Annotated in this window: 1 pseudogene; it reads left to right on the forward strand. The window is 67.2% G+C overall.

Annotated elements, in window-relative coordinates:
* Positions 1-317 (forward strand): annotated as a pseudogene (locus tag GEV02_RS33190) (hypothetical protein); the annotation flags it as partial.

The raw sequence follows: 317 nt of genomic DNA on the forward strand, positions 1-317 counted from the left end.
CGGCAAACACGCGGTGTCGCCTTCCTGCTTTGCGAACCTGCAGGGCAGCGGCAACCGCAACGCATGGAAAGCCATCTGGCTGCGCCTGCCCGGCAGTGATGCATGGCTGCTGGCCGATGTCTGCAGGACGGCGCGGAAAGCGGCGATAACGCGTTTGCTCGCCGGCGAGGCGCAGGACGATCGTCAGCACACCCCGGCCGCAATCAAGCCGGCGCAAGACCAGGTCACGCAATCATCAAGGCCCCAAACAAACAGTCCAGCGGCGCCCAAGGGTGATCGCGCCCGCGCCGCACGACAACCCGTGGCGCGCCCATCGG

The organism is Rugamonas aquatica (assembly GCF_009380215.1).
In the GTDB taxonomy this organism is placed as follows: domain Bacteria; phylum Pseudomonadota; class Gammaproteobacteria; order Burkholderiales; family Burkholderiaceae_D; genus Rugamonas; species Rugamonas aquatica_B.